The organism is Belliella marina (assembly GCF_042682445.1).
In the GTDB taxonomy this organism is placed as follows: Bacteria; Bacteroidota; Bacteroidia; order Cytophagales; family Cyclobacteriaceae; genus Belliella; species Belliella marina.
Genome location: NZ_JBHUHR010000045.1, coordinates 428,695 through 453,334, shown reverse-complemented (window position 1 = coordinate 453,334; position 24,640 = coordinate 428,695). Strand labels below are relative to the sequence as shown.

Genomic DNA, 24,640 nt, shown 5'->3' with positions numbered 1-24,640 from the left:
GTGTTTATTTTAAAAGTCTCGAAACGAGGGTTTTAAATAGAGGCGTGGTGATCTCTTTTGGGCTGTGTTCCTTTTTGGTCTGTGGGGACACAAACCAAGGTTATATCCGAAGATTTCATTCCAAAAGAAATTGCCCTGTTGACCATTTCCAAGTTAAAAAAAAAAGAATTCTAATTTTATAGTTATGAAATATTTAATCACCGGTACTGCCGGATTTATCGGTTTTCACCTCACAAATGCATTGATAAAAAGAGGGGATGAGGTTTTTGGAGTGGATAATATCAATGATTATTATGATGTGAATTTGAAATACAGCAGATTGGAAGCGGCGGGAGTGAAAAGGGAAGCTATAGCTTATGGAAAAGCTGTAAAATCTGAATCACTGCAGGGCTATACATTCATGAAACTGGATATAGCCGACAAAGAGCAGCTTTTGGAGGTTTTTAAATCTGAGGGAATAGATATTGTCGTAAACCTTGCAGCCCAAGCAGGAGTGAGGTATTCATTGGAGAATCCAGATGCATACATCCAGGCGAATATTCAAGGTTTTATGAATATTCTGGAAGCATGCAGGGCTTTTCCTGTCAAACATTTGGTATATGCATCCTCTAGCTCGGTATATGGTTCAAATACGAAAATGCCATTTGCCACTACAGACAATGTAGATCATCCTGTCAGTCTCTATGCTGCCACCAAAAAGTCAAATGAACTGATGGCACATACTTACAGTCATCTATTCAATATCCCTACTACAGGTTTGAGGTTCTTTACGGTATATGGACCTTGGGGAAGACCTGATATGGCCTTGTTCTTGTTTGCCGATGCCATTGATCATGACAAGGCTATCAAGGTGTTCAACCATGGCAAAATGAAAAGGGATTTTACCTATGTGGATGATATTGTGGAGGGGATTGTCCGGGTTTCAGACAGACCAGCTTCTGCCAATACGAACTGGGAAGGTGATAAGCCAGATCCGGGAAGTTCCAAAGCGCCATATAAGGTTTATAATATAGGAAACAGCAATCCGGTTGAATTGATGGATTATATCCAAGCTTTGGAAAATGCCATGGGCAAAGTTGCCGAAAAAGAAATGTTGCCGATTCAGCCTGGAGATGTACCAGCTACTTTTGCGGATGTAAGCGACTTGAACAGGGATACGGGGTACAGCCCAAATACATCTGTTGAAGAAGGAGTCTCAAGGTTTGTTGATTGGTACAAATCATATTTCAAAAAATAAAAATTAGATTATTTAACCTTAACTATTCATAAAATGTCCAAAAATATCTTAATCACCGGAGGAGCAGGATTTATAGGAAGCCATGTCGTCCAACTTTTTGTCAACAAATACAGTGATTACAAAATTGTGAACCTAGATTGCCTGACTTATGCAGGCAATTTGGAAAACTTGAAGGATCTCGAAAATTCACCAAACTATATTTTCGAAAAGGTCAACCTTTTGGATGTAGATGAATTGAAGAGGGTTTTTGAACTGCACCAGATCACGGATGTCATTCATTTGGCAGCCGAATCCCATGTGGACAGATCAATTTCTGATCCTCTTGCGTTTGTCAATACCAATGTGATAGGAACCGTAAACTTACTGAATGTAGCAAAGTCCTATTGGAAAGAACTTCAGAATCATCTCTTTTACCATGTGTCTACAGATGAGGTATATGGGTCATTGGATCATGGAGGTTTTTTTACAGAAACCACCCCCTATGATCCCCAATCACCCTATTCAGCATCAAAGGCTGCATCTGACCACTTTGTGAGGGCTTATGCGAATACTTATGGATTGAAGACAGTTATCACAAATTGCTCCAATAACTATGGTCCGAACCAGTTTCCTGAGAAGTTGATCCCGCTATGTATCCATAATATCAAAAACAACAAACCACTTCCTGTCTATGGAAAAGGTGAAAATATCCGAGATTGGTTGTTTGTAGTGGATCATGCCAGGGCTATAGATGTCGTTTTCCATCAAGGGAAAATCGGTGAAACCTACAATGTGGGAGGATTCAATGAGTGGAAAAATATTGACATCGTAAAGTTGCTTTGCCAAAAAATGGATCAAAAACTCGGAAGAGAGTCGGGGACATCAGAGAAATTGATCACTTATGTGACTGATAGGGCAGGACATGATATGCGCTATGCCATCGATGCTACCAAAATCCAAAAAGAACTGGGATGGGAACCAAGTCTACAATTTGAAGAAGGCATATCAAAGACCATTGATTGGTATTTGGAAAATGAGTCATGGCTTAACAATGTGACTTCGGGGGAATACCAAAAGTACTACCAAGAGCATTACAAATAATTAGGTTACCCGTGGGGATGCCCTAATGTTAAGTTTTGCAGAACAAGCATTGAACATTACCGACTTTCCTTGTGTGGCTTGGATGTAGGCGATAGCCAATGTCTTAAGGGTTGTTGGAAAGAAACAAATGCATAGGGTTTCCCAAAAATGAATTGCATTAAAATCCGTATATTTTATCAACGGCTTGTTTGACGGTGGCATTTTCGATTATTTTAGCAAAAAAACCTGAATAATATGATTAAGAGATTAAGGTTTGCAGTGGTGGTAGTTTCCCTATTGGGAATAAGCCTATCAGTGCATGCGCAAAAAGACCGCTTTCAGCAGAAAGTGAAGTATGAAATGGATGTGAGGATGGATGTTGTGAAAAACCAATATACCGGTACACAAAAACTTCATTATACCAATAATTCCCCGGATACATTGGATAGGGCTTTTTACCATCTTTATTACAATGCCTTTCAGCCAAATAGCATGATGGATGTAAGGTCAAGAACGATCGCAGATCCGGATAGAAGGGTGAGGGATAGGATACAAAATCTAAAGCCTGAAGAATATGGAATCATGGAAGTGAGATCATTGAAAATGAATGGAAAGGCAGTTGGCTTTGTTCATGAGGAAACGATCTTGGAAGTGGATCTGTCAGACCCAATATTGCCTGGTGAGACAGTGGTTTTTGATATGGAATTTTTTGGGCAAGTGCCATTGCAGGTAAGAAGGGCAGGTAGGGACAATGCAGAAGGTATTCGCTATTCCATGTCACAGTGGTATCCGAAAATGGCCGCATATGATGTGAGGGGCTGGCATGCAAATCCATATATTGGCAGGGAATTTTATGGCAATTTTGGGGATTTTGATGTAAAGATTACGATAGACAAGGACTACCTCTTGGGAGGGACCGGATATTTGGAAAACGCAAACCAAATTGGCAAAGGATATGAGGATGCCGGTGTAAAAGTGCCGGAGCCAAAGACAAAAGAATTGACCTGGCATTTTACGGCGCCAAGTGTACATGATTTTATGTGGGCAGCCGATCCCAAATATACGTTGGTAAAACAGCAGATGGAAGATGGTCCTATGGTTCATTTACTTTATGTAAAAGATGGGAAAACCGAGGAGAATTGGGGGAAGTTGATGCAGTATACCATCGATGCAATTGCTTATTGTAGCGAAAATTTTGGTAAATATCCATACAAGCAATACTCAGTCATCCAAGGTGGTGATGGGGGAATGGAGTATCCTATGGCTACTTTGATCACCGGACATAGAAATCTTCGAAGCTTGGTTGGGGTGACAGTCCATGAATTGATTCATAGCTGGTATTATGGCGTATTGGGATTCAATGAATCTTCTGAGCCTTGGTTGGATGAGGGTTTTACCACATGGGGGACAAGTGTTGTGATGGATGCGGTGTTTGAGAAAGACCCGGATTTTATCCATAATGGAAGTTATAGGTCATATTTCAGGTTGGCAGATGCTGGTTATGAAGAGCCGTTGACAACCCATGGAGACCATTATAATTTGAATTCGGCATACGGACCTGGTACTTACAATAAAGGGGCGGTGTTTGTAGAGCAGATGTCTTATGTGGTGGGAAAGGAGAACTTCGATAAAGCTTTGCTAAGATTGTGGAAGGACTTCCAATACAAGCATCCAAATGGAAATGATGTCATCAGAACCTTCGAAAAAGTGAGTGGATTGGAGTTGGATTGGTACTATGATTATTTTATAGCATCTACCAAGCAGATAGACTATGGAGTGAAATCAGTGGAAGCGGAAGGCAAGAATACAAAAATCACTTTGGAAAGGGTCGGAATGATGCCAATGCCACTCGATGTAGTGGTTACTTATCAGGATGGCAGCCAGGAATTGGTGTATTTGCCTTTGGTAATCCAAAGGGGGGAGAAACCGGAAGAGGCAGGTATGCCGAAACGCATATTGACGCAAAAATGGCCTTGGACAAGCTACACCACGGAAGTGAAATTGGCTAGGCCAATAGCAGAAATCAAAAGTGTGGAAATAGATCCAAGTATGAGGATGGCAGATGTCAATAGGGAAAACAATAAACTGGAAGTTTCGCAGGAAATGGAGAAGAAATAATAAAAAAGGGAGGCTTTACAGTCTCCCTTTTTTATTGGATTAGGTTGATTGTCAAACAATCAACCTGCATTCTTTTTGTCCTGAACTTCCTTACGGATGTCCTGCGCCAAATTCTTAAGATCTTGCATTCCTTTTCTTACCCTTGTTCCAGCAGCTTGGTTGCCTTTATCGTAGAATTTTTCGAAGTCACCTTCTAGACCCATTACAAGATCTTTAATTTCGCTAAATTTGCTCATAGTAAAAGTTAATTTTAAGGTTGATGATAAGTTTATTTTTTGTTCAATATATGCAAAATGTTTATAAAAGAACAGTTTAAGCCTATTTTTTGAGGATTTTTTTATTCCCCAAAAGATATGGCAAGGTCGGAGCGTTTATAAAACCCACTTGTCAACTTGTCTTTCACTGCTTCGAATGCTGCGATTGTTTCCTTCACATCTTCCAGAGAATGGACTGCGGTAGGGATTAATCTCAAGATAATCATTCCCTTAGGGACTACTGGATAGATGACTACAGAGCAGAATATACTGTAATTTTCCCTTAAATCCTTGCTCAAAGTCGCTGCTTCACCCACTGTGCCATTCAAAACCACCGGTGTTACAGGAGAATTGGATTTTCCTATGCTGAATCCTTTTTCTATCAGACCTGATTTCAGGGCATTGACGATTTTCCAAAGGTTATCCTTCAATTCAGGCTTGGTTCTCAATAGTTCCAATCTTTTCAAAGCACCCTCTACCAATAGCATCGGCAATGATTTTGCATAGATCTGGGAACGCATATTGTATTTCAAATAATGGATCACATTGGAATCACCGGCAATGAATGCGCCTATAGAAGCCATGGATTTGGCAAATGTCGAGAAATAAAGGTCAATTTGCTCTTGGACTCCCTGCTCTTCACCTGTGCCTGCACCTGTCTTTCCCATGGTGCCAAAGCCATGTGCATCATCTACCAAGATCCTGAAATCATATTTTTCTTTCAGTTTTACAATTTCTGCAAGTTTTCCCTGATCTCCCGTCATACCAAATACACCTTCGGTGATCAAAAGAATCCCACCACCGGTTTCTTCAGCCAGTTTGGTTGCCCTTTTCAATTGGGTCTCACAGTTTTCGATATCATTGTGTGGAAATACATAGCGCTTACCCAAATGCATTCTCAGGGCATCAATGATGCAGGCGTGACATTCACTGTCATAGACTACTACATCTTTTCTGTCCAAAAGTGAATCTATCACAGACATGATCCCTTGGTAGCCGTAGTTCAACAAGTAGGAACTTTCTTTGCCCACAAATTCGGCAAGTTCTCGTTCCAACTGCTCATGAAGATCCGTCTGACCGGACATCATCCTGGCACCCATTGGATAAGCTGCTCCCCATTTCGCTGCTGCTTCTGCATCTGCTTTTCTTATTTCGGGGTGGTTGGCCAATCCCAAGTAGTTGTTCAAACTCCAAGTCAAGACATCTTTGCCTTTGAACTGCATCCTGGGGGCAATTTCCCCTTCTAATTTTGGAAAAGTGAAATAACCTTCTGATAACTCCGAATGCTTGCCCAATGGGCCTAGATTCGTGTTTAATTTTTCGAATAAATCCAAAGTTTAAAACGTTTAAGTTTTACATTTTATTGGTGGCGGAACTTTCCGCTAAACTCGCCAAAAGTAACACATTTTGCCCACCCTTGCAAAAATTGACTCCCAATTCAAATAATCTTTCACTTACTCATTTAATTTTCTTTAATTCGTAGATTCAGCATTTTAAGATATAACAACAACCCAAATATGAGAAAAATCCAAAAACTTTTGGTGGCCAATCGGGGAGAGATCAGTCTTCGGATTATGAGAACGGCCAAAGAGATGGGAATCAAGACAGTCGCCGTCTACAGTGAAGCGGATAGAAATGCACCCCATGTCAAATTTGCCGATGAGGCAGTTTGTCTTGGCCCGCCAGCTTCTTCCAAATCCTACCTCTTGATGGACAAGATTATTGGGGTATGTAAAGATCTGAATGTTGACGCAATCCACCCAGGTTATGGTTTTCTTTCTGAAAATGCCACTTTTGCACGGAAAGTAACTGATGCCGGAATCATCTTCGTAGGACCATCTCCAGCAGCGATAGAAGTAATGGGATCCAAACTCGCCGCAAAGCATGCTGTATCAAAGTATGACATTCCAATGGTTCCTGGTACTGAAGATGCTATTTCTGATATCCCTGCTGCCAAAGTAAAAGCAAGTGGGATAGGCTACCCAATTTTGATCAAAGCAAGTGCTGGAGGAGGGGGAAAGGGGATGCGAATAGTGGAAAATGAAGGAGAGTTTGAAGAGCAAATGTATAGGGCAATCTCTGAAGCTGAATCAGCCTTTGGAGATGGAGCTGTATTTATTGAAAAATACATTACTTCCCCAAGACACATAGAAATCCAGGTGCTGGGTGATATGCATGGCAATGTGGTACATCTTTTTGAACGGGAGTGTTCGGTACAAAGAAGACACCAGAAGGTCATAGAGGAGGCTCCTTCCGCTGTAGTTTATGAAGCAATGAGACAGGCAATGGGAGAGGCTGCGGTGAAAGTGGCCAAAGCCTGTGATTATTATGGAGCAGGGACTGTGGAGTTTATAGTGGATGAAAAACTCAATTTTTACTTTTTGGAAATGAATACAAGACTCCAGGTAGAGCATCCAGTTACGGAAATGATTACAGGAAAAGACTTGGTAAAAGAGCAGGTTTTGATAGCAGAGGGCCGTCCCTTGAGTTTTGGACAAAGTGATTTGAAGATCTATGGCCATGCAATGGAGGTGAGGGTCTATGCTGAAGATCCCCGGAATAATTTTCTGCCGGATATCGGGAATCTAAAAACTTATATCAGGCCTCAAGGAGCTGGAGTACGGGTAGATGATGGGTTTGAACAGGGGATGGATATTCCTATCTATTATGACCCCATGATCGCAAAGTTGATCACACATGCTGATACCAGGGAATTGGCTATGGATAGAATGATCAGGGCTATTGGGGAATATCACATCACCGGAATTGAGACAACATTGGGCTTTTGCAAGTTTGTGATGGAACATGAAGCTTTCAGGTCTGGAGATTTTGATACCAAATTTGTAGAAAAGTATTTTACTCCGGACAAGTTGGATATCCAATGGACAGAAGAGGAGCTGGCATTGCTTTCGGCAGCTGCTGTTACCTTGTTTGAAAAGCAAAAATCTGACTTGCGTCGCGTGAAGTCCATGCAGAATGATGCTTTGCCGAGGACAAATTGGAAAAACAGGTTGAATTGATGGCTGAGATACTACCTATCAAGGCTTGGAGATACCATGAAAACCTAAGGGAGCAAATCGAAGATTTGACTTCTCCGCTTTTTGATGTAGTATCTACCAAGCAAAGAGAAGCGCTTTATAACAATCCCCTCAATAGCATTCATATTTCTGTACCATTGGGAGATGATCCCGCGATGGCTGCTGCCAATTGCTTGGTGCAATGGAAGAAGGACGGAATTCTTGTTCAGGATAGGATTCCTGGGATCTATGTCTATTACCAATATTTTAGGCTTCCAGGCCATGAGGGAGAATCCTGTAGGAAAGGGTTTGTGGCACAAATCAAAGCGTATGATTGGGATGAGAACATTGTCTTGAGACATGAGAGTACCATCGCCAAGGCAGTCAATGATCGTGTAGATTTGCTGGAAGCGACAAAAATCCAACCAAGTGCTACCCATGGCCTATATGAAGATCCTTTATTTTCTTTGGAAGCCTATATGGACAAGGCTATCGAAGATCCAATATATGATTTGGAGGATTACCAAGGGGTAAGGGAAGTCATGGCAACAATCCAAGATGCTAAAGTAATCTCAGAGTTTCTCAAAGTCATCAATGATAAGCAGATCATATTGGCAGATGGCCACCATCGATATGAGGGGGCTATTGCCTATAGGAAGTCCATGAGGGAAGCCAATCCCCATCATACCGGAAATGAATCCTACAATTTCCACATGATGTATTTTACCAATGCACTATCCAAGAATTTGAAAATCCTCCCTACCCATAGGGTTTTTATGGGATTCCGCATGGAAGAAGAGGAACTTTTGGAACGGATCAGTGAATTCTTTTTTGTCAAGAAATTGAACGATGTCGAAGAAATAGAAGAGCTTATACTGCAAAAGAAATGGGCTTTTGGCTTGGTCATTGGGGAGCATGCCTACAAAATAAGATTATACCAAGAACACATCGATGAGATGCCACCCTCCATCCCTGAAGTAGTCAAAAACCTTGATTTGATGGTTTTGCATTACTTTTTGATAGATAGGATTTTGGGGATACCATTGGAGCAACAGCGCTTTTCCGATCAGATTGCGTATGAAAGGAATTTGGGAAGATGCATTTTCAAGACGATTTCAGGTGAAGCGTCTTTTGCTGTTATCACAAAGGATATTTCCATGAACCAAGTATTGGAAGTATGCAAGTCTGGCCATACCATGCCCCAAAAATCAACCTATTTCTATCCCAAAACACTTTCAGGTTTGCTGTTTGCCTCAGTGGAAGAAAGTGAATTTGAATTTCCATACCAAATATTCCAACCATGATCAAGTTAGATAAGCACCGTTTGATATTGGCATCCAAATCCCCCAGAAGGAATGAGCTTTTGAAAGGATTGGGAATTACATTTTCTGTCAGGACGAAAGATACAGATGAGAGCTACCCTTCAGCAATGGATGTATATGAGGTTGCCGGGTATCTTTCTGAGAAAAAGGCAAGCGCTTTTTTGCAGGAAATTGAAGAGGATGAAGTCTTGATAACTGCCGATACTGTGGTCATCTCAAACAATGAAATTCTAGGAAAGCCCAAGGATAAAGAAGATGCATTTCGGATGATCAAGTCTTTGTCTGGAGGAACCCATGAAGTAGTAACAGGAATTACGATTACATCTCTCGCCAAGCAGGTTTCACTTCAAGACAAAGTACGAGTAAGTTTCAAAAAACTGGATGATCAAGAGATTGAATATTACATCGACACTTTCAAGCCTTTTGATAAAGCGGGAGCTTATGGGATCCAGGAATGGATTGGTTATGTAGCGGTGGATAGGATAGAGGGTTCATTTTACACGGTAATGGGTTTGCCAGTACATTTGGTCTATGATCAATTGAAGAATTGGGATTGTTAGTTTTGTGGTCTGGTAAATAAAGATATCAGAGCTACGCCCCTTTGTTTTGGCTAGATCCAAATTTTTCTACGAAGATATGTGGACCCTGGCCCCAGTTTTTTATTGATTTCAATAGGGATCATTGATAATCTATTGTCAGGGGCGTAGCCCTGTGATCTTCATAGAAGAACAAAGTCAGGCAGTACAAAGGGGGGCGTAGCCCTGAAATCTGAAACTCCAAACAAAAAAGGAGATTCAGACACAAGCTGAATCTCCTTTTTTGTAATTAAATCAAAATTATTCTTTCTTATTCCGTCTTTTTGGTGACTTTCAATAAATCATTGTCTTTCAACTGTTTGCTGATTACAAAATACGGTCCTGATACAAGCTCATCCCCTTCATTGACTCCCTCTAGGATTTCAATGTTGTCAAAATCAGAAATTCCGGTTTTTATTTCTTTTTGTACCGCTTTCCCATTTTCGACGATATAGATCAGTTCTTTCAGTTTTGTCGTTCCATCTGCACTTTCAATCTTTTGGTCTTCCCTGGTAGTCACAGCAGCCAAAGGCACTGAAAGTACACCTGTTTTTTTCTGGGTGATGATGTCAACACTTGCAGTCATCCCTGGCCGGAATGGAAACCTGTTTTTCTCGGTTACCAACTCGGCATAGGAATCGTTCAATATCCTGATTTTAACCTCAAATTCAGTGACAGCATCAATACTTGCCTTGGTATTTGCTGAGTTTGCTATAGAAGTAACGACACCCTTGAATTTTTTGGCTACAGATGCATAAGAATCCACATCTATCAAAGTGGTATCCCCCAAGCTAATTCTGATGATGTCATTTTCATTGACATTCACCCGTACTTCCATTTTGCTCAGGTCGGCGAGACGAAGCATTTCAGTACCTGCCATTTGTTGTGTTCCAACAACCCTTTCTCCTTTTTCAACCAGTAGTTTAGACACTGTACCGTTAACAGGTGAATAGACATTTGTCAAGCGAAGGTTTTCATTGGCTTCATTGACAGTGGCTTGGGAACTTTTGATGATGTATTCTGCACCCAGAACTGTTTGTTTTGCTGCTTCAAGATCATTTTGTGCGGTCAAGAAATTTGATTGGGCCAATTCCCAATCTGAATCTGAAATCACCTTGTCATTGTAGAGCTTTTCATTCCTTTTATAATCCAAATCTGCCCTTGTGAATTGTGCTTCAGCTCTCTTTAGGTTGGCCTGGGACTGTGCAAGGTTAGCCATTTGCTGATTGAGGTTGGCCTTAGCCCTATCCAATGCAGAAATGAAATTGTCAGGCCTTATTTTTACAAGCAGGTCTCCCACTTTTACAGAATCACCTTCCATGACATTGAGTTCGATGATCTCACCTGCCACATCTGGGCTAAGTTTGACTTCGATTTCAGGCTCGATGACTCCAGAGGCAGACACTTTTTCGATAATGCTTGTTTTCTTGGCGATGGTGGTCTCTACTGCCACTTCTTTTTCTCCACCAATCCAACCGGCAGACTTTCCAATGATTGCGAAAACTATAAGTGTTCCGACTATCCCCAAAAGGATATAGAGGAATTTGTTTGATTTTTTCTTTGCCATGATATTGATTATAAATTAAGCGGATTACCGAGATAAAAATCCAGAACTTTTACCCTAAAGATGTATGTGTATTTTGCTGTTACCAAATCAGCTTGCGCATTGAACAGGTTGTTTTGTGCCAATTGGTAGTCGGCAAAATTAATAGCACCAGCATCAAATCTTTGCTTGGCAATTCTAAAAGACTCTTCCAAGGCAGCTACCCGTACCAATGAGGATCTATATGCCTGATCGGAAGCGATTGCATTGGTAAATGCCACTTCAATATCCTGCCTCAATTCATTTTTTGTTTCAAAAGCAGTGATCTCACTTAGGTTCTTTTGAAGTCTGGCCCTTTGAAGGGAAGATCTATTCCTAAAGTTGGAGAAAATTGGGATATTCAAACTGATGTTCGCTGCTTGGGAAAGGTTGTTTTCAATTTGGGTTATGAATTCAGGCCTGTCAAATCCAGGTGTCGTTCTGTCAACATAATTTGAAAACAAGTTTGCACCAACTCCCAAGGTTGGGTAAAAAGCTCCTTTCGCAGCTCGGACTCCATACTCGGCACTTTCTACAGCAAGTTCTGCTGCCTGTATTTGCGGCAGGATTTCTTTGGATAGATTATAGATTTCATTGACACTTTGTCCCGAGAGGGCAATATTATCAACTGAGAGATCTGGTGCGATTACTTTGAAGCTTGGGTCAAATGGCAATTGCATAGCTTGCAGCAGGTTCAGTTTGGCACCGCGCAGTGAATTCTCGGCATTCAATACTTCCAATTCATTGGTAGCATCTTGCGCTTGTAAATCCAGTTTGTTTGCCAAAGGCAAGGAACCTGCATCTACAAGCTTTGTGGTGTTGGTAAGCTGTTCTTTGGTGGAGGCCAACTGGTTTTTGGCAATCTTTAATTGTTCTTCAGAGAAGATTACATTGATAAAGAGGTTGATCACATTCAGGGTGATATTGTTCTCAGTAGTTTTTACATTTAATCTACTGACCTCAATGTTTGTTTTTGCCTGTTTGATGGAATTGTTGATCTGTTGACCAGCAAAAACAGTCAAGTTTGTGTTTGCAGAAAGGTTGACATTACCAATTCTATTTGTTTCAAAAAGGTTGGTAACAGGGTTGATTGAACGTCCCCACCTGTATCCCGAACTTCCACCTGCAGACAATGAAGGTAGCCTCTGACCTTGGCTCTCCAATAGTGTCGCTTCACTGATAGCCAGGTTGACTTCACTTCTTTTTAATGTCAGGTTGTTTTCTAGGGCAATCTCAATACATGATTGAAGATCTAATGAATTGTAATTACTGTCCTGGGCTTTTAATTCAAAATTTGATAAAAAAAAGGAAAGCAATAAGCCTAAAGTGTATTTGTTTTTCATTCTTTATAAGTCAATATCAGGTATGTATATGATTTCTTTGATCCAAGGTAAGCTTTTCAAATATTCAATTGTAATGGGTTGAAGCCCTGAGTCCATTTCGATTACATGGCATGCTTGGTCATTTTTGCCCTTTCTGGAAACAGACATTGTTGCGATATTTGCCTGTTCCTGAGCGATGACACTGGAAATAAATGCAATGGCTCCCGAAACATCATTGGCTTTGATGATCAATGTATGGGACTGTGCTGAAAAATCAGCTATGAATCCATCAACAAAGGATATGTTAATCAAACCTCCGCCCAAGCTTTCACCAATTACTTCCACCTTTTTCTCACCTTTGATAAGGTTGAGTTTAATGGTGTTGGGATGGTATACCGATGCATTTCCAATGGATTTGAAGACGTATGTAAGCCCGCTCTCCTCTGCGATTTCAAATGCCTGTTTGATTTTGGCATCGTCAGTTTTGAAATCCATCAAGCCTCCAATGATGGCTTTGTCACTTCCATGCCCCTCATAAGTTCTTGCAAAAGAATTATAAAATGTGATGTCGGCATGATCCGGCTTCCCTCCAAGAACTCTGATGGCTGCCCTGGCGATTCTGACCACACCGGCTGTATGGGAAGAAGAAGGTCCTATCATCACTGGACCGATCATATCAAAAACACTGCTTTTACCACCCATAATAATTAGATTTTCAATTATTGTGCTAAAATAATACTTTAATTCATTGAGATCACGTAAATAAAGTATAGTGAGCCCAAATTGGCTAGAAATATTGAATATTTAATTAATTTTAACGGTAAGTTTAAATTTCAGAAATTTATTTTGTACGATAACGCACATTTGTATGACCGAAAATGATACAATCTCTTGGGAAAAGGATAAACTGTCCGAATGGGTGACATTGGATGGGAAGGTTTCCAACCGAGCATTTCTTTTTGCTGATGGATTGTTTGAGACAATGGTCTATATAAAAGGCAATATTAGATTTGCTGAAATGCATTTTGAAAGATTGGTGGAAGGATGTAGGGTCCTGGGACTGTCGACTGAAAACCTATCGTCAATGGATCAGATTAGCCATGCCATAAGAGAAAAATATGGAGAGCGCAAGGTATTAAGGATTCGTTGGAATGTCTATCGGGCTGGGAAAGGAAAATATACTCCCCAATCTGATGACATTGAGGAAACGCTCCATATCCAAGAATTTCTGCCAGCACCAAGTGTCAAGCAATCTGCTTATGTGCATCCCGAGATTGTTTTGAACCATTCTCCTTGGAGTCATTGCAAGACTTTGAATGCCTTGACTTATGTGATCGCCAATAGGGATAGGGCATTGATGGGAATGGATGAAGTGCTGCTGTTGACTGCAAAGGGTTTTGTGGCAGAAGCGGGTGCTTCCAATTTATTCTGGACCAAATCCGGTGTTTTTTATACACCTACACTTGCGACAGGGTGCATAGCGGGAGTTGCTAGAAGGGCGATTTTGGAATATTTGGAAAATAAAGGAGTGGAGATAAGGGAAGGATATTTTGGAATAGGAGAATTGTATCAAGCAGATGCTGTCTTTGTGAGCAATGTGGCCGGGATCAGTTACTTGTCATATTTGGAAGGCAAAAAGCTTGGACAACATACATATAGTTATTTGAATGAACTTTTTGATTTTTAAATTTTACCCATGAGACAAAAAATAGCACACCTTTATCAGAACTTTGGAAAGGTATTCAAAAAATACCCCGTTACCATCGCCTTTGCATTATTGGCAACAATCTTTGCGATTCTATCTTCGGAGATTACAGACTATCAAAGCAGCTCTCTTTTGCTTCAGAAGTTTCCAGTGTTAAAAGAAGCTCCTTTTATCAAGCTGACCATAATTTCCCTTTTGGGGATTTCCCTTTCATTTGCTTTGTCAATGCTCCATGAAATCAAAAAATGGAAATGGCTAGCTCCGATTTCCGTATTGATCGTTGTTGGGTATTATTTTTTGTTTCCCGACGACCATCGAGCATATACTTCCTACCATTTGACACTGATGTTTGTGGTTGGGATTTTACATCACTTGGCTGTTTCTTTTTTGCCATTTTTGTTTCACCGGAATGGTGAAATGGGTTTCTGGAGCTACAACAAATCCCTTTTTACAAACTTGGCACAGACTGTCTTGTTTGTAGGGGTGCTTACTGCGGGGTTGCTTTTGGCGATCGCAGCAGTTGAGAACCTGTTCAATCTGAGATTTGGCAATGGGAAACTTTATTTATACGTGACATTCATTTCGAGCATTTTTGGATCCTGCTTTGTCTTTCTGATTTTTGCATTGGATGGTTTCAAAGGTATGGTCAATGATCAGTTGGTGCCAGTAGCACAAAAGTTTTTTGTACAATACATTATCATTCCCTTGTTGTTGATTTATGCAGCGATCTTGTATGCTTATGGAGCCAAGATTTTGATAGGATGGTCTCTTCCACAAGGCTGGGTGAGTTACATGGTAATCGCATATAGTTTTTTGGGATTTGTGTCTCTTTTGCTGATATTCCCACTTTCCAAGCAAACTGCCAAGGCTTGGGTACGATGGTTTGACAGGATTTTTTATTACTCATTGCTTCCGTTTCTGATTTTGTTGTTTGTGGCCATTTTCACCAGGATATTTGAATATGGTGTCACCCCCAATCGGTATTTTGTCTTGATCATCGCTTTGTGGATTACGGTGATTGCACTTTATTTTATACTTTTCAAAAAACCATCAATCAAAACAATCCCCATTAGTTTGTTTCTTTTTGGACTGATCAGCATTTCTTTTCCCTATTTGAATGCATTCAGTGTGTCGAAGAGAAGCCAGAAAAATCAGTTTGTAGAATTGATAGAGAAGTTTGGGATAGTAGAAAACAATAAGATCGATTTTGAAAAAGAAATAGAGAGCAATAAGGCAGATCAATTGAGTAGCATTGCTTTTTACCTGCACAAAAATGGCCAAGCTGAATTTCTGGATGTTTATTTGGAAGGAACTTCATCAGATTCGATTTTTAAGTATCAGTATTCGAACACTTATGATTTCAAAAAAGAATTCAAAAATGTGATTCTGGATGATAGGTATTATGAAATTTTCGAAATAACCATCCAATCAAAGCAATATAAAAAATCCAGGTTTTTGGATGTCAGTGAATATGATTTTGTATATAGTTCAATTGCCACTTTTCAAGAACACAGCTTGGAAATTGGAAATGAAGTCCTCGAAATAAGCCAGAACCATTGGGGGGGTGTTGAACCTAAAAAATTGCTGTTCAATCTGATCGATGAAAATGGAATGTCAATTGGCAAATATGACATGATTGATGACTTAAAACAAATCTATGAGTCCAAGTCAAATGCAGAAAAAACGGGGATAAGTGAATTTGAAGAAGATATAGAATATGAATTTAGTCTAGGCGCTTATGAATTTACTGTTTTATTCTACGAGATAAGATTTTCAGCCAATTATTCACAAGAGAAAAATGAAGATAGGTGGGATTTTGAAAATGTATATTTCTATCCACAATATGAGATTTTGGTAAAAAAGAAAAAACATTGAATGAAGGGTACAGCATACCCTTCATTCAATGCCTAAATCCTTCGATCATACTGCAACAGCAGCTTTGATATGTGGATGGGGATCATATCCTACGAGCTCAAAGTCTTCAAACTTAAAGGAGAAGATATCCTTCACTTCCGGATTGATTTTCATGGTCGGCAGTGGCCTGCATTCACGGGAAAGTTGAAGTTGTGTTTGCTCCAAATGGTTGCTGTATAAATGTGCATCACCAAAAGTATGGATAAACTCACCCAACTCTAAACCACAGACTTGAGCTACCATCATGGTGAATAGTGCGTAAGATGCAATGTTGAATGGCACACCAAGAAAAACATCTGCACTTCTTTGGTAAAGTTGGCAAGAGAGCTTGCCTTCAGCTACATAGAATTGGAAAATAGTATGACAAGGGGGAAGTGCCATATTGTCCACATCTGCGACATTCCACGCACTTACAATGTGCCTTCTGCTATCCGGTTTGGTTTTGATCTGGTGGATCAGGTTTTTGATTTGATCGATTTCACCACCTTTGCCATCAGGCCAATGTCTCCACTGATAGCCATAGACCGGACCAAGGTCTCCATTTTCGTCAGCCCATTCATTCCAGATGCTGACTTTGTTGTCATTGAGGTATTTGATGTTCGAATCGCCATTGAGAAACCATAGCAGTTCGATGATGATAGATCGGAGATGACATTTTTTTGTAGTGACCAATGGAAAACCTTCTTTGAGGTCAAATCTCATCTGGTAACCAAATACACTGATTGTTCCAGTACCGGTTCTGTCTCCTTTTTGGACTCCATTGTCCAAAATATGTCTCATCAAATCGTGGTATTGCTTCATTTTTGGGATCGTGTTTATTAGAAGTTGGCAAGATAAAAAGATTCTAAATAATCAGAAAGGTGAATTTATGGTTTATATCTTTGACGATGTCATTTAATGGGAAATATGTTTGAAAGAAAAGCTTCTTTATGGGGACTGGCAATAGCCATAATGATCAGTATTGCCTTGGCTTTGTTTCGTCCGCAAGCAGTATTTGATTATGATTTTGAGCAATTTTTCCCCCAGGAAGATGAAGAACTTACTTTTTATCAAGGTTTTAGGGAAAAGTTTGAGAATGACAACGATTACCTTCTGATCGCATTGGGAAGGAAAGAGGGGATATTTGACATTGGTTTTTTGGAAAAGGCATTGCAGGTTCAGCACAAATTGGATTCGCTGGAATTTGTCGAAAGCGTCCTATCGTTATTGACCTTTCAGGAACCTGTACTCAATGTTTTTGGCATGAGGTATCTTCCGGTTTTGGAGTGGGAAAATGACGGGAAACTTCAAAAATCAAAGCAGAAATTAAAATCCCATCCACAGTATACTGGGAATTTGATCAGTGGGGATGGAGAATATCTGTTGTTGATATTGAAAAATCAACAAATGATATCTAAAGAAGATGGTGATTTTTTGTTCCAAGAAGTGAAAAAGATACTCACGGATGCGGATTTTGACAAATATTATGCTGCGGGAAAAATCAAAGCACAGGGGGAGTTTGTGGATTTGCTCCAAGGGGAATTCGCTTTTTTTCTATCTATTTCCATTGTCTTGATCATGCTCCTTTTGTTTTTGATATTCAGGACTTGGTGGGGAGTTTTGTTGCCACTTGTTGTACTGCTATTTGGGATAGCCTGGACGATAGCTATCATGCTGTTGAGTGGAAAGGCACTTGATGTGATGTCAGTGATGCAGCCGACTATTTTGCTGGTGATTGGCCTGAGTGCTTTGGTTCATTACATGACACTGTATCTTCAAAAACTCCGCTCTGGATTGACCAAGGATGAGGCAATAAAATCGACCTTTAAAAATCTGTTTCTAGCCATATTCCTCACTTGTTTGACAACAGCCTTGGGTTTTTCCACCTTGTATTTTACCAGTGCGATAAGCTTGAAATTGTTTGGGGTCTACACTGCCTTGGGGGTGATGGTCATGTTTGTGGCAGTTGTATTGATCACTCCCGGTTTGTTGTATTTACTCAGTCCTTTGGAAGTTTCAAAAAGCAATCGCTACAATGAGTTTTGGCAACACGCTTTAGCCAAATCTTTTCGGTGGATTCTTCAACATCAAGTATTGGTTTTGTCTTCATTTACAGTTATTTCTGCATTATCAATTATAGCCCTTGCCAATTTGAAGGTCAATGGCTATCTATTGGACAACCTGCCAAGAGAGCATGAATTGGTGCAGGAATTTGAGTTTTTCGATCAGGAATTTGGGGGTTCAAAACCTCTGGAATTCTTTTTGGAAGTTGGCGATTCGTCGGAAAATATTTTCCAATATGAGGTTTTGAAGGAAATAGACAAACTTGAAGCTTACGTTCGGAAGGAATACGAAACAGGAGCGATCGTTTCACCTCTTTCCCTTGTGAAAGTACTCAATCAAGCACAAAATTCTGGGAATGCCAAAGCTTTCACCATGCCATCCGGAGGCCAGTACCAAAGGTTGAAACCCTACCTAGGCCAAGCCTTGGCAAAAGCTGGCTACGCTTTGATCTCAGAAGACCTGCTGCAAGCCCGCCTGTCTACCAGGACAGCTGATATTGGAAGTTTTAGAAGTTCACAGCTCAACAAAGCGATGGGATTGTTTGTTGAAAATGAAATTAACGGCAACCTTCTACAGGTAAAGCTTACAGGTACATCGAATTTGATCGACAAAAGCCATGTGACGATTTCAGACCAGATGACAAAAGGCTTGGGTGTAGCGATTGTTTTGGTGGGTTTGATAGCTGGTTTTTTGTTTCGTTCTTGGAGGGTTTCTTTTTTGATTTTATTGCCAAATGTCCTGCCCCTGTTGTGGATGTGTGGGGTGATGTGGCTGCTTGATATTGATCTCAAACTGACAACTGCCGTGATATTCACAGTTGCGTTTGGGATTGCGGTCGATGATAGCATTCATTTTATGACCAAACTCCAAACCGAGCTCAAGAAGGGAAGAAGTATGCTCTATGCACTCAAGAGAACCTATTTGGAGACAGGGAAAGCGATTGTCATGACTTCTATTGTCTTGGTTTCAGGGTTTTTGGTCTTGACTTTCAGTGAATTTGGTGTAACTTTCTATACTGGACTTCTGATTAGCTTGGCGCTTGTATTTGCGGTATTGGCAGATTTGATGTTGTTGCCGATATTACTGTTGCCTATGCAGCGGGTTTGGGAAAAAAAGAAGGAGAGAAAAGGTGAAGGGAGAAAAGGATGGGGGGATTTATGATTTTGTAGGATATAGTTTTAGGTTGGTAATGCAAAAAACATCTGTAAAATCTATTTTTTATTCCTTACCGCATGATTTATGGAACACTGATGATGCTGATTTGGCGGATGGTTGCTGATGAAAAACACTTTGCGTTAACCTTGGGTCAATAGATCCCAGAGACCAAACCTTGTTTTATCTTAGGTTCTTGGCACTTTTTCATTGCGTCCCTTGAATACTGAATAGTTAGCAATAGCCTCCCGGTATTCTCGGGACAGGCATTTCGGTGCTTTGTGTCTTGTCTCTTTTTTATGAGCATCCCATATCTCAATAAAGCAAATACGGCTTGCTTTGTTCTTTGAATTTCTCCAAGTCTGATTGCCAGGATTCTTTGATTTCTTCGGTTGGTTTTCCGGCTAGGATATCTTTTCTGAGCTGATCGGTGCCTGCTAGTTTGTCAAAGAAATTGTTGAAGAACTTTTCTTTCTTCCCCGAAGTTTGGTACGCATCAATCAGGTATTCCAGGGTAAATTGATGGGTGAGTGCTTCCTCTCTCAAATCTTTTCCATAACATACTTTATTCTGGTGTGGAGGATTTTTGGACATCCCATCGATACTGACTGGTTTGAATGAAAATTCCCCGAATTTTTTGTCCGGATATCCATATACTTGAAAAGGGAAGTATGTTCCCCTGCCTACCGAGATGTCAGTGCCCTCAAAAAAGCAAAGGGAAGGGTATAGTCTGATCGACAAATCGTTAGGGAGGTTGGGAGAGGGTTTCACAGGAAGGTTGTACGGGGTTTCCTTTGTCCAGTTCGCTACTTCAATGATTTTGATGTCTGCTTTTACCTTGTTCTTCAGCCAGCCTTCACCGTTGATCATATTGGCAAGCTCAGCTACTGTGAGTCCATGGACCACGGGGATTGGATGCATGCCCACAAAACTTTCAAACCCCTTTTTTAAGACAGGGCCATCGATGTATTCGCCATTCGGGTTTGGCCTATCCAAAATCAACAAGGGGACTTGGTTCTCGGCAGCACTTTCCATGACGTAATGCATGGTGCTGATATAAGTGTAAAAACGTAATCCTACATCCTGTAGGTCATAGATGATCATATCTAATCCTTTGAGGGAAGCTGCAGATGGCTTTTTATTGTTCCCATAAAGAGACTCTATTGGCAATCCTGTTCTGCTATCTACCTCATTGTTTACCACCTCCCCGGCATCTGCATCACCCCTAAATCCATGTTCAGGGACAAAAACTTTGACAACATCTATCCCCTCCATCATCAGGTAGTCCACCAGGTGGATATTGTTTTTTGAAGTAAGGATACTCGTTTGGTTTACTACCAGGCCTATTTTTTTGCCTTCAAGCAAGGATAGGTACTCTTCTGGTCGGTCTGCACCCGGCAAAATATTGTCTGGCTGTTTTTCGCTTATTTCTGGGGTAGTTTGTTCTTTTTTTGTCTCGGGACTTTTGCAAAAAGCAAAGCTTTGAAGTAAAAATGAGATTAGAAGTACTATTTTCAATTGCTTCATGTTAATTTGCGCTAGATTTCCATCAAAATAAAAACTTTCATTGAATATATCCTATTTCATTGCCAAAAGAATCAGTTTTAAGAGAACCGGAGGTTTCACTGGTACGATTCATCGGATCGCTGTAGCCAGTGTCGCTATAGGCTTGGCGATTACCATGATTTCATTTATGATACTTGGTGGATTTCAAAACGAGATTTCCAATAAGGTTTTTTCTTTTACTGGCCATTTTCAGGGCTTGAAGTTTGTTTCCGGAAATGCGTTTGAAGAGTCTCCGATTTCTACTGATTCCGAATTTTTCAGAAACCATAAAGATTTGGATTTCATCGATCATATTCAGGTCTTTGCCCACAAACCAGGGTTGTTGAAAGGTGATGAAGAAGTCGAAGGTGTATTGATGAAAGGGGTGGGACCGGATTTTGATTCCCTGAGTTTCAAGTCTTCGATCATCCAAGGACGGTTTATCCAGTTTTCCGACTCTTCGGCAAGCAATGAGATTGTGCTGAGCAAAAAGATAGCAAACAAATTGCTTCTAAATTTGGAAGATCAGGTAACCATGTATTTTGTCCAAGAACCACCAAGGTACAGAAGATTGAAAATAGTTGGGATTTATGAGACGTTTTTGGAAAATTTCGATGATAAAATCCTGATTGGGGATATCCAAACGATCAGAAACCTCAATGGCTGGTCAGATGATCAAGTCGGTGGCTATGAGATTTTTGTGGACGATCCAAAAAGAATGAATGCTTACTCTGAACCACTATATGATTTTATGGACTTTGACCTGAAGTTGGTGAAAGTGACCGAAAAATACATGGAGATATTTGATTGGCTTCATTTGCTGAACAACAACGTTTATGTATTTCTTACTTTGATCCTGTTTGTGGCGGCTTTTAATATGGTCTCTATATTGTTTATCCTCATCATGGAGCGAACACAAATGATTGGGATACTTAAGGCGGTTGGTGCAAAAAATGCCCAGATTAGAAGGGTTTTTGTTTGGAATGGGGTGAGGATAATAGGGAGGGGGCTCTTGTTGGGAAATGCCATCGGACTTGGTTTTGGATGGCTTCAGGATCGGTTTAGGATTATCCCGCTGGACCCCGAAAACTATTACATGGGTTTTGTTCCCATCCATTGGAATTGGCCTGTATTTATTGTTTTGAATCTGGTGGTATTGTTGGTGACTACTTTGGTGTTATTCATTCCTGCGATGCTTATCAGCAACATCAAGCCCATCAAATCGATCAAGTTTGATTAGCAGGTTTGAAGGTTTTGAAAAGGCTTCTGATTTTCATATAAAGTACACCTAAGACAGCTTCTTTGAAGATCCCCCTGCTCATTTTCGAAGTCCCTTTTGTCCTGTCTGTGAAAATAATTGGTACCTCTACGATTTTGAAACCAAGTTTCCATGCAGTGAATTTCATTTCGATCTGAAAGGCATAGCCAATAAATTTGATTTTGTCCAGGTCCATTGCCTTCAGTACATCGATAGCGTAACATTTGAAGCCGGCAGTGGTGTCCTTGATGGGGAGCCCTGTGATGAACTGAACGTATTTACTTGCGAAAAATGACATCAAGACCCTTCCCATAGGCCAATTGACTACATTGACACCCGTGATGTATCTAGAGCCTATGGCCATATCATTGCCATCGGTGGCGCAGGCATTATAAAGTTTTACCAAGTCTTCTGGGTTGTGGGAAAAATCAGCGTCCATTTCGAAAATATATTGGTAACCTTTCTCAATAGCGTACTTGAAGCCTTCAATATATGCAGTCCCCAGCCCCAGTTTTCCGCTTCTTTGAAGTAAATGGAGTCGGTCCGGATATACATTTTGTAGTTTGGTGACTATCAGTGCAGTCCCGTCCGGAGAGTTGTCGTCAATGACCAAAAGTTGAAAATCACCTTCCAGATTCATGACAGCATGAACCATGTCCAGGATGTTTTCCTTTTCATTGTAGGTAGGGATGATGACTAGTTTTTCTTTTTTCATATAGGCAAGCCCCAAAAATAGGATTAATTGGTCGTTTAATTAACGAAAAACAGATAAAATGATATAATTTCGATGTATAATTTGATCAATAATTTTCATATGAAACCCAAAATAGCTGTAATTACTTATGAAGCAAGAGGTTCATACAATACACAAGATGTAGCGGATGAAGATGAATTGCTGGGAAATATACTCGATCAACTGGATATATTCTACAGATTTGAAGTCTGGTCTGACAGTGCAGTAGATTGGAGCCAATATGATCTGCTTTTATTGAAATCCCCTTGGGATTATTTTGATAGGTATAAAGAGTTTAAAATGTGGTGTGAGAAAATATCATCTCTGAACATCCCCTTGGTTAACTCTGTGACGACAGTATTGTGGAATTCTGACAAACGCTATCTAAAAGAGATAGAATTGGCTGGATATTCAATCGTGAAGACATTTTTCCTTGAAAATGGAGGGGTTAAGGCACAGTTGGAAAGCTGTTTTGAATTGTTTGACGCAGAGCAACTGGTGATCAAGCCTACGATAAGTGGAGGGGCAAAAAACACATTCAAAATCAACAGAGATAACTGGGAGGAGATAGGTTGTAAGTTGGACAAACTGAAGGGGGATGAGTCCTTTATGGTTCAGCCTTTTGTTGATGAGATCGTCGAAGTGGGGGAGTACTCCTACATATTTTTTAGGGGTGAGTTTTCCCATGCTGTTTTGAAAAGTGCCAAAAATGGGGATTATCGTGTTCAGCACTTTTATGGCGGGAAGATCGGAAATATCCAGCCCACCGAAATGGAACTGCAATACCTTCAGTCATTGGTTGATTCGTATGCGAAAGACACACTCTATGCAAGGGTAGATGGTGTTTGGAGGGGAGGGGATTTTTTGTTGATGGAATTGGAACTGATAGAGCCTTATTTATTTCTCTTTACTTCCTCTGTGGCAGTGCAGAATTACAAAAAAGCTTTGGAACAGATGATTTGTCATCAATTTGAAAGATTTGGGTCATGATCGAACTCAGGTTCTTACAATAATCAGCAATAAAACAATATGCCCTTTTACCAAAAATAGCGTTTGAACAGTTTATTGATTTGCTTGTCCAAAACTTTTGGGTCCAAAGGTTCTTTATCGGTCAAAATGGATCGGTTATAGAATATTGTTTTTGAAGTACTGTTGTCTATGATAGCGACGAATACTGAAGAGTTGGCTTTTGTCGGTACAGGCGCATACATTCCCAAAGTAAGTATCCCGATTCCAACGGCTTTTGCCACTTGTCCACCGTAGTTCCCTTTTCTTCTTGTAAATCCAGCATGTATTGTCAAAAGGCCGAACCTATTTTTTTCATCATCCAAAACAGCAACCACCAATGGGGGGACTTCTACATTTCCAACGTTTCCTGCCATGATTAACTGGTCAAAAAACCGGATTGTTTGTTTTTCAAGTTCAGTATTAAAATAGGGATCATCAATTTCTATTTCCTTGCCCAGTGGGATTCTGAAATCATTTTGTTTTAGTACATCTACCCACAGCACACTGGAATAGAAAGAAAGGCTGTCACTTAGTTCAGCTTTGTTTCCTTTGTTGATTCCTTCTATAAATGATATGGGTTTGAAAATCCGCAAATCTGTTATTTCTGATGGGCTAACCTCAGCGGACCTGAATTTGTTTGTAGCGCAAGATCCCAAGGATAATAGAAGTATGAGAGTCACGGACAGGGAAAATGTTTGTTTCATACAAGGGGCTGGAATATATGCGTCTGAAAATTTCCCCAAATAAGATAACTAAACATTGGATTTGGAAAAATATTTTGGAAAGTACTAAAGCT

General features: G+C 40.3%; 20 protein-coding genes. 11 read left to right on the top strand and 9 right to left on the bottom strand.

Features of this window, described 5'->3' with window-relative positions; genetic code table 11:
• Positions 1–184 precede the first annotated feature (184 nt).
• From ACFSKL_RS18835 to ACFSKL_RS18825, 3 genes are all read left to right on the top strand, one after another.
• Positions 185–1,237 (top strand): NAD-dependent epimerase, encoded by a 1,053-nt coding sequence (locus ACFSKL_RS18835; protein WP_376888313.1) that lies wholly within the window; start codon positions 185–187, stop codon positions 1,235–1,237.
• A gap of 33 nt (positions 1,238–1,270) precedes the next feature.
• Complete coding sequence (gene rfbB / locus ACFSKL_RS18830) at positions 1,271–2,317, top strand: dTDP-glucose 4,6-dehydratase (RefSeq protein ID WP_376888312.1); 1,047 nt, start codon at positions 1,271–1,273, stop codon at positions 2,315–2,317.
• A gap of 234 nt (positions 2,318–2,551) precedes the next feature.
• Positions 2,552–4,414, top strand: coding sequence for a M1 family metallopeptidase (locus ACFSKL_RS18825; protein ID WP_376888310.1), 1,863 nt, complete (start codon positions 2,552–2,554; stop codon positions 4,412–4,414).
• Positions 4,415–4,473: 59 nt separating this feature from the next.
• Here ACFSKL_RS18825 and ACFSKL_RS18820 read toward each other — a convergent pair whose 3' ends face one another.
• Positions 4,474–4,650: a histone H1 gene (locus ACFSKL_RS18820; protein WP_376888309.1), complete on the bottom strand. Its 177-nt coding sequence runs from the start codon at positions 4,648–4,650 to the stop codon at positions 4,474–4,476.
• A gap of 101 nt (positions 4,651–4,751) precedes the next feature.
• Positions 4,752–6,002 carry an aminotransferase class I/II-fold pyridoxal phosphate-dependent enzyme gene (locus tag ACFSKL_RS18815; RefSeq protein ID WP_376888307.1) on the bottom strand — a complete coding sequence of 417 codons (1,251 nt, stop codon included), beginning with the start codon at positions 6,000–6,002 and terminating at the stop codon, positions 4,752–4,754.
• Between the two features lie 183 nt (positions 6,003–6,185).
• On the opposite strand from ACFSKL_RS18815, the gene ACFSKL_RS18810 reads away from it, so the two are divergent.
• Genes ACFSKL_RS18810 through ACFSKL_RS18800 form a run of 3 tightly spaced genes read left to right on the top strand, consistent with a single transcriptional unit; the run spans position 6,186 to position 9,567 of the window.
• Positions 6,186–7,688, top strand: coding sequence for an acetyl-CoA carboxylase biotin carboxylase subunit (locus tag ACFSKL_RS18810; RefSeq protein ID WP_376888306.1), 1,503 nt, complete (start codon positions 6,186–6,188; stop codon positions 7,686–7,688).
• Entirely contained in the window at positions 7,688–8,989 is a 1,302-nt protein-coding gene (locus ACFSKL_RS18805) for a DUF1015 domain-containing protein (RefSeq protein ID WP_376888305.1), read from the top strand. The genes ACFSKL_RS18810 and ACFSKL_RS18805 overlap by 1 nt, the downstream gene beginning before the upstream one ends.
• Positions 8,986–9,567, top strand: a complete 582-nt coding sequence (locus ACFSKL_RS18800; protein WP_376888303.1) for a Maf family nucleotide pyrophosphatase — start codon at positions 8,986–8,988, stop codon at positions 9,565–9,567. The genes ACFSKL_RS18805 and ACFSKL_RS18800 overlap by 4 nt, the downstream gene beginning before the upstream one ends.
• 286 nt (positions 9,568–9,853) lie before the next feature.
• Here the strand turns inward: ACFSKL_RS18800 and ACFSKL_RS18795 are convergent, their stop codons facing one another.
• Genes ACFSKL_RS18795 through sdaAB form a run of 3 tightly spaced genes read right to left on the bottom strand, consistent with a single transcriptional unit; the run spans position 9,854 to position 13,188 of the window.
• Complete coding sequence (locus tag ACFSKL_RS18795) at positions 9,854–11,149, bottom strand: efflux RND transporter periplasmic adaptor subunit (protein ID WP_376888301.1); 1,296 nt, start codon at positions 11,147–11,149, stop codon at positions 9,854–9,856.
• 8 nt (positions 11,150–11,157) lie between these two features.
• A complete protein-coding gene (locus tag ACFSKL_RS18790) occupies positions 11,158–12,507 on the bottom strand; it encodes a TolC family protein (protein ID WP_376888299.1) in 1,350 nt (449 codons plus the stop codon).
• Positions 12,508–12,510: 3 nt separating this feature from the next.
• Positions 12,511–13,188 (bottom strand): L-serine ammonia-lyase, iron-sulfur-dependent subunit beta, encoded by a 678-nt coding sequence (sdaAB, locus tag ACFSKL_RS18785; RefSeq protein ID WP_376888297.1) that lies wholly within the window; start codon positions 13,186–13,188, stop codon positions 12,511–12,513.
• A gap of 166 nt (positions 13,189–13,354) precedes the next feature.
• Here sdaAB and ACFSKL_RS18780 point away from each other — a divergent pair, with 166 nt between their 5' ends.
• The gene (locus ACFSKL_RS18780; RefSeq protein WP_376888296.1) at positions 13,355–14,173 is read left to right on the top strand and encodes an aminotransferase class IV; all 819 of its coding nucleotides are present in this window, start codon (positions 13,355–13,357) and stop codon (positions 14,171–14,173) included.
• A 9-nt stretch (positions 14,174–14,182) separates the two neighbouring features.
• Complete coding sequence (locus ACFSKL_RS18775; RefSeq protein ID WP_376888294.1) at positions 14,183–16,066, top strand: DUF4153 domain-containing protein; 1,884 nt, start codon at positions 14,183–14,185, stop codon at positions 16,064–16,066.
• Between the two features lie 45 nt (positions 16,067–16,111).
• On the opposite strand, the gene ACFSKL_RS18770 is transcribed toward ACFSKL_RS18775, so the two are convergent.
• On the bottom strand, positions 16,112–16,906 hold the full coding sequence (locus tag ACFSKL_RS18770) for a thymidylate synthase (RefSeq protein WP_376888292.1): 795 nt from the start codon (positions 16,904–16,906) through the stop codon (positions 16,112–16,114).
• 105 nt (positions 16,907–17,011) lie between these two features.
• On the opposite strand from ACFSKL_RS18770, the gene ACFSKL_RS18765 reads away from it, so the two are divergent.
• The gene (locus ACFSKL_RS18765; protein ID WP_376888290.1) at positions 17,012–19,309 is read left to right on the top strand and encodes an efflux RND transporter permease subunit; all 2,298 of its coding nucleotides are present in this window, start codon (positions 17,012–17,014) and stop codon (positions 19,307–19,309) included.
• A 306-nt stretch (positions 19,310–19,615) separates the two neighbouring features.
• Here ACFSKL_RS18765 and ACFSKL_RS18760 read toward each other — a convergent pair whose 3' ends face one another.
• Complete coding sequence (locus ACFSKL_RS18760) at positions 19,616–20,827, bottom strand: exo-beta-N-acetylmuramidase NamZ family protein (RefSeq protein ID WP_376888288.1); 1,212 nt, start codon at positions 20,825–20,827, stop codon at positions 19,616–19,618.
• Between the two features lie 40 nt (positions 20,828–20,867).
• On the opposite strand from ACFSKL_RS18760, the gene ACFSKL_RS18755 reads away from it, so the two are divergent.
• On the top strand, positions 20,868–22,085 hold the full coding sequence (locus ACFSKL_RS18755) for an ABC transporter permease (RefSeq protein ID WP_376888287.1): 1,218 nt from the start codon (positions 20,868–20,870) through the stop codon (positions 22,083–22,085).
• Here ACFSKL_RS18755 and ACFSKL_RS18750 read toward each other — a convergent pair.
• Positions 22,072–22,818 carry a polyprenol monophosphomannose synthase gene (locus ACFSKL_RS18750; RefSeq protein ID WP_376888285.1) on the bottom strand — a complete coding sequence of 249 codons (747 nt, stop codon included), beginning with the start codon at positions 22,816–22,818 and terminating at the stop codon, positions 22,072–22,074. The two genes, ACFSKL_RS18755 and ACFSKL_RS18750, sit on opposite strands and share 14 nt — an antisense overlap.
• Before the next feature lie 99 nt (positions 22,819–22,917).
• On the opposite strand from ACFSKL_RS18750, the gene ACFSKL_RS18745 reads away from it, so the two are divergent.
• Positions 22,918–23,826, top strand: a complete 909-nt coding sequence (locus tag ACFSKL_RS18745) for an ATP-grasp domain-containing protein (RefSeq protein ID WP_376888283.1) — start codon at positions 22,918–22,920, stop codon at positions 23,824–23,826.
• 47 nt (positions 23,827–23,873) lie between these two features.
• On the opposite strand, the gene ACFSKL_RS18740 is transcribed toward ACFSKL_RS18745, so the two are convergent.
• The gene (locus ACFSKL_RS18740; RefSeq protein WP_376888282.1) at positions 23,874–24,548 is read right to left on the bottom strand and encodes a hypothetical protein; all 675 of its coding nucleotides are present in this window, start codon (positions 24,546–24,548) and stop codon (positions 23,874–23,876) included.
• Positions 24,549–24,640: the final 92 nt, after the last annotated feature.

Bases quoted from the DNA above. Each gene is read 5' to 3' on its own strand.
- ACFSKL_RS18835 (WP_376888313.1), top strand. From the start codon at position 185: ATGAAATATTTAATCACCGGTACTGCCGGATTTATCGGTTTTCACCTC.
- rfbB (WP_376888312.1), top strand. From the start codon at position 1,271: ATGTCCAAAAATATCTTAATCACCGGAGGAGCAGGATTTATAGGAAGC.
- ACFSKL_RS18825 (WP_376888310.1), top strand. From the start codon at position 2,552: ATGATTAAGAGATTAAGGTTTGCAGTGGTGGTAGTTTCCCTATTGGGA.
- ACFSKL_RS18820 (WP_376888309.1), bottom strand. From the start codon at position 4,650: ATGAGCAAATTTAGCGAAATTAAAGATCTTGTAATGGGTCTAGAAGGT.
- ACFSKL_RS18810 (WP_376888306.1), top strand. From the start codon at position 6,186: ATGAGAAAAATCCAAAAACTTTTGGTGGCCAATCGGGGAGAGATCAGT.
- ACFSKL_RS18805 (WP_376888305.1), top strand. From the start codon at position 7,688: ATGGCTGAGATACTACCTATCAAGGCTTGGAGATACCATGAAAACCTA.
- ACFSKL_RS18800 (WP_376888303.1), top strand. From the start codon at position 8,986: ATGATCAAGTTAGATAAGCACCGTTTGATATTGGCATCCAAATCCCCC.
- ACFSKL_RS18795 (WP_376888301.1), bottom strand. From the start codon at position 11,149: ATGGCAAAGAAAAAATCAAACAAATTCCTCTATATCCTTTTGGGGATA.
- ACFSKL_RS18790 (WP_376888299.1), bottom strand. From the start codon at position 12,507: ATGAAAAACAAATACACTTTAGGCTTATTGCTTTCCTTTTTTTTATCA.
- sdaAB (WP_376888297.1), bottom strand. From the start codon at position 13,188: ATGGGTGGTAAAAGCAGTGTTTTTGATATGATCGGTCCAGTGATGATA.
- ACFSKL_RS18780 (WP_376888296.1), top strand. From the start codon at position 13,355: ATGACCGAAAATGATACAATCTCTTGGGAAAAGGATAAACTGTCCGAA.
- ACFSKL_RS18775 (WP_376888294.1), top strand. From the start codon at position 14,183: ATGAGACAAAAAATAGCACACCTTTATCAGAACTTTGGAAAGGTATTC.
- ACFSKL_RS18770 (WP_376888292.1), bottom strand. From the start codon at position 16,906: ATGAAGCAATACCACGATTTGATGAGACATATTTTGGACAATGGAGTC.
- ACFSKL_RS18765 (WP_376888290.1), top strand. From the start codon at position 17,012: ATGTTTGAAAGAAAAGCTTCTTTATGGGGACTGGCAATAGCCATAATG.
- ACFSKL_RS18760 (WP_376888288.1), bottom strand. From the start codon at position 20,827: ATGAAGCAATTGAAAATAGTACTTCTAATCTCATTTTTACTTCAAAGC.
- ACFSKL_RS18750 (WP_376888285.1), bottom strand. From the start codon at position 22,818: ATGAAAAAAGAAAAACTAGTCATCATCCCTACCTACAATGAAAAGGAA.
- ACFSKL_RS18745 (WP_376888283.1), top strand. From the start codon at position 22,918: ATGAAACCCAAAATAGCTGTAATTACTTATGAAGCAAGAGGTTCATAC.
- ACFSKL_RS18740 (WP_376888282.1), bottom strand. From the start codon at position 24,548: ATGAAACAAACATTTTCCCTGTCCGTGACTCTCATACTTCTATTATCC.